The organism is Micromonospora sp. CB01531, assembly GCF_001905095.1.
In the GTDB taxonomy this organism is placed as follows: domain Bacteria; phylum Actinomycetota; class Actinomycetes; order Mycobacteriales; family Micromonosporaceae; genus Micromonospora.
The window spans coordinates 284,450-294,569 of sequence record NZ_LWLS01000083.1; the positions used below are offsets into that span (position 1 = coordinate 284,450).

The following is a 10,120-nucleotide window of genomic DNA, read 5'->3' on the forward strand; positions in this document are numbered from 1 at the left end:
TGCCCATGTCGGCCACGAGCACACTGCCGAGCGACCGACCGCGGCCGGTGGCCGCCGCCAGCTGGCTGCTGTACCTGCTCGCTGCCCTGCCGACCCTGTCCGCGCTCTTGCAACTGGTGTTCCGTGCCGATCCGAAGGCCACCGGCGGTGACGCGTTCATCCTCGTGCCGGGTGCCGTCGTCATCGGTGTGCTGGTCGCGGCGCTCGGCCGCCTCTGCGCCATGGGCCGGAACGTTGCCCGGGTCGTCGTCTGGCTGATGACGGCCGGAGCGGTTCTCAATATCGTCGCTGTCACGGTGACGGTCCTGCAGCCCGGCAGCTTCGCCAGCCGGCCTGACTGGTACCCGCCGTTCCTCGTGACGGTGGCCGCGGTGCAGCTCATCGTTTTGGTCGCGGCGTCGATCCTGTTGGCGCTGCCCACCGCGCGGCCGTTCTTCCGTCGCCGGATGCCCCAGCCGCCGTCCGTGGCGGCGGCCGGAGGGTAGTCAGCGAGCGCTGCACCGATACCGGACTCGCGCTTCATTGAACTGTCTCGTCCCTTGCCATCCCCATCGGTGCGCTGTGTTCACCGGCTCCGTGGCCGAGGACGCGGCCGCACGGTTGCCGTCCGGAGATGTCGATCATGGTCCATCCCCGCCGCGACTCTTACCGGTGGATGGCCTTTACGATCACCTGCGTCTCCACCCCGCTCTCGGCTGCCTCAGCGCGCCGACTCGCGTTTCGTCTGCCAGTCGGTGGCAGTCGGCTTCCTGACAGTGCGGCAACCGATCGGCCAGTGCAGCCGATAGCTTCGGCCCAGCAAACTACACCGGGTGACCTATCAACCACCAAATGATCCCCACGTCCTGGCAGGGGCAGCCGCAGCCACCACCCACACGGCAGTTCCCATATGGGCAACCCCCGGTGCCGCCCCGTCGGAAGCTCGGCACCGGCGCCATCATCGGCATCGCCGTCGGCGCCGTCGTGCTCGCTTGCTGCGGCATCACCGGTGTCGCCGCGATCGTCGGTGGTGACGGCCAGCCGGAGGCGAAGTCGTCCCCGACCGTGGCGGCGGTCGCTGAGCGTGTCTCCCCGTCGGCCGAGCCGACGGCGGTGCCCACAACGGCAGCGCCGGAGCCGGCAACTCCGGCGGTAACGACCGCACCGGCCGTGCCGGAGAAGCTGACAATGCCCAACCTGAAGGGCATGAACGCGGCCATCGTCGACGACAAGCTCCGCAAGCTGGGCTTCACGAACATTCAGTACGGCAGCCAGGACGAGAACGACACGCTGGTGCTGATGTTGCCGAACTGGACGGTGACCAAGCAGTCGGCGAAGCCGGGCGCGAAGCTGGCACCAGACGATTTGATCGTGGTGACTTGCACCAAGCAGGACTGAACGGCGGCAAGCCCCGACGCGCCCCTGCTGCGGGTGGTCGGGGCTTCTCGCCCTCTCAGATCATCGGAGCCGTAGCCGGAAGTCCCGCCACGCCTCACCACCCAACCGCGGGCTGACGCACCGGCCACGGCTTCGCGGTCAGCGGCCCCGGCTACGTGGGGTACGGCATCCCGCGCACCCCGATGCGGCGGGAGGCCACCTGAGCTGAGTAGGTGTCGACGGATATTGCGATCCAGGGGCGGCCGGTTGGCATGGCGACACGTTGAGAAAGTAACGCTGGAGAGGATCGGCACGCTGTGCCCTCTGGTGGGACCCAATCGGAGGGAATACGACAACGTGAAATTGACGGGGATCCGCTGGAGCCGCCGAACCGGCGGGATCGTGGCGGCGATTGCCGCGACCGCCGTGGCCGGTACCGCCGGGGTGGTTGTGGTGGGTTTGGGTGACGAGGGGGCCGAGTGGGCCGTGGCGGACGGGCCGGTGACCACCGCCCTGCACACCGTGGACTTCCCGGCTGCGGCCGGCCGTGAGGTCGCCATTCCGCGGCGGGACACCGATCGGTTTTCCCTGCTCGGGGTGACGTGGGCGAATCCGACGGTCGACTTCCAGGGCACCGTCGCGGTGCGGACCCGTGCGGTCGGCGGTGGCTGGTCGGACTGGCGGCAGTTGGAGCTGGACAGCCACGCGGGACCGGAGCCGGGTTCCGCCGGCCGGGCGCGTGGCGCCACCGACCCGCTCTGGGTCGGCCCGTCTGACGGTGTCGAGGTGCGCGCGACGGCGGCCGGCGGTCGTACGGTCGGGCGGCTCCCTGACGGGTTGCGGCTGGACCTGGTTGACCCGGGCCAGCCGAAGCGCCGCAAGGTCGGGGCTGCCGGCGACGGCCGGGTCCGGCCGCAGCGTCTCCAGCCGGTCGCCGAGGTGCAGGCGCTGGAGCCGGCCCCCACCGACACCACCATCGGGCCCGCCCCCACCGACACCACCACCGGGCCCGCGCCGGCCGACGCCACGACCACCGCGCCCGCCGAGACGACCGCCCCGGCGCCCACGGAGACCACCGCTGCGGCGGAGACCACCGCGCCTCCGCCGGCCGCCACCACCGCGCCGGCGCCCACGACCAGCTCTCCCGCCGCGCCGCCCAGCGTCGCCCCGGCCAACCCGGTCCCCGTGCCGCAGGTCGTGACCCGCGCCGGGTGGAAGGCCGACGAGTCGATCGTCACCGACCCGCCCACGTACGGGACCACGGTGAAGGCGTTCTGGGTGCACCACACCGCCGGCAGCAACGACTACAGCTGTGCCGATTCGGCGGCCATCGTCCGGAGCATCGAGGTTTACCACGTCAAGAGCAACGGCTGGAACGACATCGGCTACAACTTCCTCGTCGACAAGTGCGGCGTGGTCTTCGAGGGCCGCAAGGGTGGCATCGACAAGCCGGTGACCGGCGCGCACACCTACGGCTTCAACACCGACACCGCCGCGATCGCGGTGCTCGGCACGTACATCACCACCGGGGTGCCCACGGTGGTGCAGGACGCCGTCGCGCACGTCGCCGCGTACAAGCTGGGCCAGTACGGCAACGACCCACTCGACAAGGTCACCCTGACCTCCGGCGTGGAGGGCAAGTACCACCTCGGCGAGCAGGTGGTCTTCAACCGGATCGGCGGGCACCGCGACGCAGTGGCCACCGAGTGGCCCGGTGACGCGCTCTACGGCCAGCTCGCCGTCGTACGCGGCAAGGCCGCCAGTGTTTCCGGCCTTACCCTGTCCGGGCTGACCGGCACCCGCAACGGGACCACCACCTACACGAAGACCTCGACCACCGCTACCTGGTCGGTCAGCACCCCGAGTGCCCTGGTCGACCGCTTCGAGGTGCTGGTGGACGGCGCGGTCGCCACCACCACCGCGGGCGCCGCCCGCTCGGCCGGTCTCACCCTGGCCCCCGGCACCCACACCGTGCAGGTACGCGGCGTGCACCGGCTGGGCCGGACCGCGACGACCCCGGCGCAGACCGTGGTGGCGGACAACACCGCCCCGGCCTTCGCGCTGCCGCCCACCCTGTCCCTGCGTACCGGTGGGGTGAGCAGCACGGTCGTGCCGGTGTCGCTGAGCTGGCGCGCGACGGACAACACAGCGGTCCGGCAGGTCGCACTGACCGCACCGACCAGCGGCACCTTCGCCGCAAGCGGCGTCTGGGCCACCACCACCCGGCCGGGCACCACCACCACCACCTGGTCGATGCAGGCGGCGGACTGGTCCGGCAACACCGCCACCTCCTCGGCGTCCTGGACCCCGGTGTTCATCCCGGAGGCCAAGGCCACCCGCACCGGCACCTGGTCGACCTACACCAGCAGCAACTACCTGGGCGGCTCGGCGCTCACCGCCACCACGGCCAAGGCCTCGCTCAACTGGGCCTTCACCGGCCGCTCAGTCTCCTTCGTGGCAACGAAAACCACCACCTCCGGGCAGGTGGAGATCTGGGTCGACGGCGTCAAGAACACCACCCTGGACCTGAAATCCAGCACCACCGAGTACCGCCGGATCCTCTGGACGAAAAACTGGACCGGCACCGCCCGACACACCGTGAAGATCGTCGTGGTCGGCACCTCGGGCCGACCCCGCGTGATCACCGACGGCCTGGTCTACGTGCGCTGACCCGACCGACACGACCGGCCCCCGGGAACGGCGGCGGATTCCAGGGGTCGTCGCAACATCGCCGTTAGTGGTTGGTGTCGAGAAGAGTAGCGAAGCGCTCGGCTGGGGCATCCCAGCCGGGCGTTTTGCGTGGGCGGCCGTTGAGTTCGGCGGCGACGGCCTGGAGGTTCGCGGGTGTGGACCGACAGGTTGGCGCCCTTGGGGAAGTACTGGCGCAGCAGTCCGTTGGGGTTCTCGTTCGAGCCGCGTTGCCAGGGCCATGCCCAGTCACGTGCTGACCCGTCCTCGCGGTCTCAGCCTGATCAGGTGTCACCCCGCCCGAGATGCCCCTCTCGGGAGCACCACGAGCAGCGCTCGTCACGGCGTGGCAACTGGGCTGAGCGTTCGCGCTGCCGCGGTAGGTGGATTGTGGAGGTGGTGTCCTCGGGGTCGTGGTGCATGCCGGTGGTGGCGAGCATGAAGTGGTTGATGGCCTCCATGGCGACGAGGCCATTGAGGGCGATGACGCTGGGTGCTGGGACGCCGGCGACGTAGCGGGCGGCAGCGCGCTCGTGGTCGGGGTGCATGTCGATCGCGAGTTCGGTCGGGTCGATGAGCTCGTTGCACCACATGCAGCCGTTTCCCGGAACGAAGAACCGGCTGACGGCGTGGATCTCGCCGACGTTGCCGTCGTCGTCGACCGGGATCTTGACGCCGATCTGAGTGGCGGGGATGAGGTACTGGTTCGTGGCAGCGTTGACCCAGAACCGGGCAGCGTGGCTGTCCGCAGCGAGAAAGATCCAGTCACAGGCGGTCAAGGCCTGCCGCGCCCGGCTGGTCTCGACCCGTTCCTCCATGGCTGTGAGACGGATCTGGGGGTTGGCCCGGCGGGCGTTACGGGTCGCGGGGACTGTCTTCGGTTTGCCGATGTCATCTCGCTCGGCGGCCAGCAGCCGGGGCAGGTTGGTCTCGTCGACGGTGTCGTCGTCGATCAGGAGAAGGCTGCCGACGCCGAGGCGGGCGAGGCCTTCGACGAGGATGCTGCCGACTCCGCCGAGGCCAACGACGGCGACCCGCATGCGGCCGAGGGACTCCTGGCCGAGCTGACCGAAGAGCCTCGCCTGCCGGTCATGCATGAGGTCGACCGTCCCCGCGCGGGCGGGTCGAGGCCGCAAGCGGATGAGGTTTCCGCCGGGGATGACGACTTCCGCCAGGTCGACGCGGGACCCGTCGGGCAACCACAGGTCACCCGCAGCGGCCTGGGGAGTGAAGACCAGTCCGCCGACGACCTGCCCGGTGATCTGCCGCAGCGCCGGGTAGCCTCGCTCGTGGCTGGCCAGGTCGACGGGGGAGAAGCCGACCGCGACATCGCCGAAGTGGTTGTGGACGGCGAGATAGGCGAGGCCTTCGTCCCGGGCCCGGACGGCGGCGTCGCGCACGAAGGACGGCGCGAGCGCCCGGTACCCCGTCTCGCCGGGAACGTAGTCGACCCCGTCCTTCGCGAGGATCAGCTCCCGGGCGAGGAGCCGAGGACCGCGAGGGCCGTCGGCGCGGCCGGCGAGGATGACCGCGCCGTGCTCCTCCTTGTCGCCTCTGAACAGGTGATCGGTCAAGGCGGCCCAGAATCGGGGCGGCAGGGTGAGGCTCCAGCCGTCGGTCGGCGGGTTCACTGGGTGACGAGCCACGTGATCACCTTCTCGGCCTTGAGTGCCGCGTTGTCGATCCCCGCGTGCCACCCGTTGGAGCGGCGGGACAACTGCATGGCCGGCCGGTTCTGCCAGTCGACCTGTTGGATGGCCTGCCCGTGAGGCTTTCCGTCGGTGCGGGTCAGCCTGCCGGTGTAGTGGGGGTAGACGTCCGCGCTCGGGTAGGCGGCGCTGATCTGGAAGCCCAGCCAGGTGGTCGACGGGGTGTAGCTGGGGCCGACCTCGATGTCGTTGACGATCACGAAGGCGCCGCCGGCGCCGTCCGGGGTGACCTCGACCGGCTTGCCGGCGAAGTGTTCCCGGACGGCGTCGACCGCGGTGGCGACCGCGGGAGTCAGCGTGGTCACGAGTTGTCGTCCGGCGCGACGGCGAGGAACTCCTGGTTCGGGTGGACCGCGATGGTGTCGTTGTCGCCGACGACCTCGTAGCGGTTGCCCCGCTTCAGCGACAGCTGGAAGTTCGGCTGGAGGTGGACGCCCTGCGCGATGGCGGCCTGCTTGATCTCCAGACCGGTGACCCGGCGCTCGGGCAACTCGACCTGCTGGTTGTTGACCGAGACCGTGATGGTCCGGGGTGGGCGCTGGTTCTGGTTGACGCTCTCGGCGGCGCTGGCCGTCATATTGATCTCCTCGGATCATTGCTGCCGTTGGAGGGCAGCGGGTACCGTAGGTGTCCTACGAGTAGGACACCGTTCGACTTGTCGAACGAGATCAAGCTACCACGCGAGTGTTCGACATGTCGAACGGTGGTAGAAAGGTGGTTCGCGCAACCCTGCGAGGAGATGTCCCGCCCATGGCCCAGACCAGGATCAACGTGCCGGCGCTGTATGCCGCCCTCGACGCAGCGCGAAGAAGCAAGAACCTCTCCTGGCGGCAACTCGCCGCTGAGGTGGGGTGCAGTCCCTCGACGATGACCCGCCTGGCCAACGGCTACCGGCCGGACGCCGACGCCTTCATGACCCTCACCCAGTGGCTCAGGATGCCAGCGGAAACCTTCTGGATCTCCGACACAGAAGACAGCCAGGACGAGGAGCCCGAACTCCTCGCCGAGGTCGGCGTTCTCCTGCGGGCTCGCAAAGATCTCGGCGAGGAGGAGAAGCAGCACCTACAGAACGTGCTGGAGGCGGCCATGAAGCTGCACGCTACCCAGCGCGCGGCTCGGAACCGGTGACACGTGGGCAAGAGGCTCTCCAAGGCCGAGATCCAGCGCCGAGCGATCGACATCCGCAAGACCGACCTTGGTCTCACCGAATACGTGCGGCTCTGCCCCTACGAACTCGCCCGTGAGCACGGCATCGCCGTGCACCCCTTAGGCGGCCTCTCGGAAATGGGGTGCCCTGAGGAATCAGTCGCCTTCTACGCCTCCGAGCGCCCGGACGTCTGGTCTGCCGCACTTGTGCCTGCAGGAACGGGCCAGTTCATCGTGGAAAACACCTCACACCTGCCCCGCCGCCGCAGATTTAACGTCGCCCACGAGATGGCCCACGTACTTCTCGAACACGAGTTCGACCGGGTCATGTTCAGTGCCGAGGGGCGCCGCGGTTGCGCCAACCCCAGCAGCAAGGACCAGGAGTGGGAAGCCGAAGAACTTGGAGCTGAACTGCTTCTACCCCTGGTCGCCGCGTACAAGGCGGCCAGGGAACGCAGGACCGACGAGGAGGTCGCCGACCTCTTCGATGTCAGCCTTCTGGTTGCCCGATGGCGCATGAACGGAACAGGGGCGCGGATCGTGGCCCAACGTGCAGCCGCAAAGCGGGCCAACTTCAGAAGAGGCAGATAGGCCCCGTACGCGCTGGCGGACGAACGCATGGAGGGCTATCCCGGGCTGGTGCGGCATGACGGGCGATCCATGGCTGCTCGGTGGCTGCTCGGACGCCGGGGAACTGGTACGGAGCCACCGGGACGCAGCCGGATTTCACGGCTATCGGAAGACCCGGTCATCGATCGATGATTGTAGATGCCGACCGCAGTCAGCCCCTGGACCAGCCAGAATTCGGCTGGACAGGGGCGCTACGGATCAGAAGGTTAGGGGTTCGAGTCCCTTCGGGCGCGCAAGATCAAAGGAGCCTGACCTGCGGGAACGCGGGTCGGGCTCTTTGCTTGTCCGTCCCTTGTGGACGTGTGGCTGCTCGGTGGCTGCTCGTCCGACGAGCATTACGTCGCGCCCGGTCCGGTCGGTTCCGGGGGTGTTCGGTCCGGTCCAGCGGTCGCTGGGCTTGATGATCATTGGATCTATCATCGGGTATCGATGTCGCAGACCTGTACCGTGCCATAACTCGTCGCACAGGCTGTGAGCTGGGAGTTCTCGGCTCGGGCTGAGGATCGCCGGTATGGTCGTACGGTTGCTGTACCTGGGGATGATCCGCTTGTTCAACGGTTTGGGCTTGCTGATCCGCAGCGACAAGGCCTTGCTGGTCGAGGTCCTCGCGCTGCGGCACGAGGTAGCGGTCCTACGCCGCCACGTTCACGGCCGGCCGCGGCTGTCCTGGCCGGACCGGGCGGTCCTATCGGCCCTGGCCCACCTGCTGCCCCGCCCGATACGGGCACACCGGATCGTCACACCGGCGACGTTGCTGGGCTGGCACCAGCGGCTGGTAAGACGCCGCTGGACCTACCCGAACAAGCCAGGCCGGCCACCGGTCAGCGACGAGATCCGGGACCTGGTGCTACGGCTGGCCCGCGAGAACCCGCGATGGGGACACCGCAGGATTCAGGGCGAACTACAACGGCTGGGCCACCGCATCGGGGCCGGCACGATCCGACGCATCCTGGCCCACCGACGGTTCAGCCCGCCGGCGCGGCAGCGGGACACCAGCTGGCGGATCTTCCTACGCAATCAGGCAGCTGGCCTGTTGGCCGTCGACTTCTTCCACGTCGACACGATCATGCTGCGACGCCTGTACCTGCTGGTGGTCATGGAGGTAGCCACGCGACCGGTCCACCTGCTTGGCATCACCGCGCACCCCACCGGGCAGTGGGTGGTCCAGCAGGCTCGCAACCTCACCATGGACCTAGGCGAGCACGCCGACCGGTTCCGGTTTCTGATCCGCGACCGCGACGGCAAGTACCCCGCCGCCTTCGATCACGTCTTCGCCGCCGAACGCATCACCGTGGTCAAGACCCCTCCCCGCACCCCGCGAGCGAACTGCTTCATCGAACGCTGGGGCCGCAGCCTCCGCGGCGAATGCACCGACCACGTGTTGATCTACAACGAGCGCCACGCGCTGACCGTGATCGGCGAGTATGTCGACCACTTCAACAACCACCGACCACACCAAGCACGACAGCAGCGGCCACCCAACCATGACCCGGCCGTAGTCATCCCAATGGACAAGCCCGTACGACGCCGGCGACGACTCAACGGGGTGATCAACGAGTACCACCGGGCAGCCTGACACGATCTTCAGAACACCAGGTCACGGCCGTTGAATGAGTTCTGGCACGCTACACGCAGCCTCCGCGAGGAATGCACCGACCACCTGTTGATCTACAACGAGCGGCACGCGCAGGCCGTAGTCGACCAGTACGTCGACCACTTCAACAACCACCGACCACACCAAGGACGGCAACAGGGACCGCCCAACCACGACCCGGCCGTCATCATCCCGATGTACAAGCCCGTACGACGCCGACGACGACTCAACGGGGTGATCAACGAGTACCACCGGGCAGCTTGACGCGATCTTCAAACACCAGGTCACGGCCGTCGAACGAGTTTTGGCACGGTACAGGGTGCGTCCCGCCGGCCGGGCCGTCCGACGCGGACCCCACCGCGGTGACGATGGTGTCCTGCCCGAATGCTGGCTGCTCGTGCAGTGGCCTCCCGGCTAGGACGAGCCCAGCGACTACTGGCTGTCCGACCTACCCGCCGACACATCTTTGACTGAACTGGTCCGCCTGGCCAAGAGCCGCTGGCGCGTCGAGCACGACTACCGCGAACTCAAAACCGCCCTCGGACTCGACCACTTCGAAGGCCGCTCCTGGATCGGCCGGCACCGCCACGTCACCCTCACCGCGGCCGCCCAACTGTTCCTCACCCAACTACGGACGGCACACCCAAAAGCAACGGGGCAGACCTGAGCCTGTACGCGGTCCTGCGGCAATTGCAGTACTTGCTCGCGACCTGGCTCGGGTTCTGCCCCCCTCTGCCGCCAACTCGTCCCAACCTACTAACAAAGCACTACTAGTGTGCCGAGTCGTTAATTCATTGATAGATTGTCGGTATGGGTGATGGCCGTGGTCCGAAGCTGGCGCCGCTGGCGTTGACCGCCGAGGAGCGGGAGGCGTTGCAAGGGCTGGCGCGGCGGCCGAAGACGGCGCAGGCGTTGGCGGTGCGGGCGCGGATCGTGCTGGCTTGCGCGGAAGGGCTGTCCAATTGCGAGGTGTCTCGCCGGCTTGGGGTGTCGCTGC

At 68.3% G+C, this 10,120-nt stretch carries 10 protein-coding genes and 3 pseudogenes; 9 read left to right on the plus strand and 4 right to left on the minus strand.

The annotated features are described in order from the left end of the window. Positions 1–5: 5 nt before the first annotated feature. The 3 genes from A6A27_RS25175 (at position 6) to A6A27_RS25185 (ending at position 4,026) form a co-directional block, all read left to right on the plus strand. Positions 6–485, plus strand: a complete 480-nt coding sequence (locus tag A6A27_RS25175) for a hypothetical protein (protein ID WP_073837096.1) — start codon at positions 6–8, stop codon at positions 483–485. A gap of 346 nt (positions 486–831) precedes the next feature. Beyond that, positions 832–1,377, plus strand: a complete 546-nt coding sequence (locus A6A27_RS25180; protein ID WP_083672831.1) for a PASTA domain-containing protein — start codon at positions 832–834, stop codon at positions 1,375–1,377. 336 nt (positions 1,378–1,713) lie between these two features. Continuing rightward, positions 1,714–4,026, plus strand: coding sequence for a peptidoglycan recognition protein family protein (locus A6A27_RS25185; protein ID WP_198940432.1), 2,313 nt, complete (start codon positions 1,714–1,716; stop codon positions 4,024–4,026). Between the two features lie 64 nt (positions 4,027–4,090). On the opposite strand, the pseudogene A6A27_RS25190 reads toward A6A27_RS25185, so the two are convergent. The 4 genes and pseudogenes from A6A27_RS25190 to A6A27_RS25205 all read right to left on the minus strand — a co-directional run. Beyond that, positions 4,091–4,283 (minus strand): annotated as a pseudogene (locus tag A6A27_RS25190) (transposase); the annotation flags it as partial. A gap of 45 nt (positions 4,284–4,328) precedes the next feature. After that, complete coding sequence (locus tag A6A27_RS25195; protein WP_073837098.1) at positions 4,329–5,690, minus strand: ThiF family adenylyltransferase; 1,362 nt, start codon at positions 5,688–5,690, stop codon at positions 4,329–4,331. Then, on the minus strand, positions 5,672–6,058 hold the full coding sequence (locus A6A27_RS25200) for a hypothetical protein (protein ID WP_083672832.1): 387 nt from the start codon (positions 6,056–6,058) through the stop codon (positions 5,672–5,674). The genes A6A27_RS25195 and A6A27_RS25200 overlap by 19 nt, the downstream gene beginning before the upstream one ends. After that, positions 6,055–6,330 (minus strand): multiubiquitin domain-containing protein, encoded by a 276-nt coding sequence (locus A6A27_RS25205; protein WP_073837099.1) that lies wholly within the window; start codon positions 6,328–6,330, stop codon positions 6,055–6,057. The genes A6A27_RS25200 and A6A27_RS25205 overlap by 4 nt, the downstream gene beginning before the upstream one ends. Positions 6,331–6,503: 173 nt before the next feature. Here A6A27_RS25205 and A6A27_RS25210 point away from each other — a divergent pair, with 173 nt between their 5' ends. The 6 genes and pseudogenes from A6A27_RS25210 to A6A27_RS25235 form a co-directional block, all read left to right on the plus strand. Then, the gene (locus A6A27_RS25210; RefSeq protein ID WP_073837100.1) at positions 6,504–6,881 is read left to right on the plus strand and encodes a helix-turn-helix domain-containing protein; all 378 of its coding nucleotides are present in this window, start codon (positions 6,504–6,506) and stop codon (positions 6,879–6,881) included. Between the two features lie 3 nt (positions 6,882–6,884). Beyond that, positions 6,885–7,490, plus strand: a complete 606-nt coding sequence (locus A6A27_RS25215; RefSeq protein ID WP_073837101.1) for an ImmA/IrrE family metallo-endopeptidase — start codon at positions 6,885–6,887, stop codon at positions 7,488–7,490. A 550-nt stretch (positions 7,491–8,040) separates the two neighbouring features. After that, on the plus strand, positions 8,041–9,105 hold the full coding sequence (locus A6A27_RS25220) for an integrase core domain-containing protein (protein WP_073837102.1): 1,065 nt from the start codon (positions 8,041–8,043) through the stop codon (positions 9,103–9,105). A 30-nt stretch (positions 9,106–9,135) separates the two neighbouring features. Beyond that, positions 9,136–9,387, plus strand: coding sequence for an integrase core domain-containing protein (locus A6A27_RS43370; RefSeq protein WP_073837103.1), 252 nt, complete (start codon positions 9,136–9,138; stop codon positions 9,385–9,387). Between the two features lie 52 nt (positions 9,388–9,439). Beyond that, a pseudogene (locus A6A27_RS25230) lies at positions 9,440–9,790 on the plus strand (transposase); the annotation flags it as partial. Positions 9,791–9,933: 143 nt separating this feature from the next. After that, positions 9,934–10,120 (plus strand): annotated as a pseudogene (locus tag A6A27_RS25235) (helix-turn-helix domain-containing protein); the annotation flags it as partial.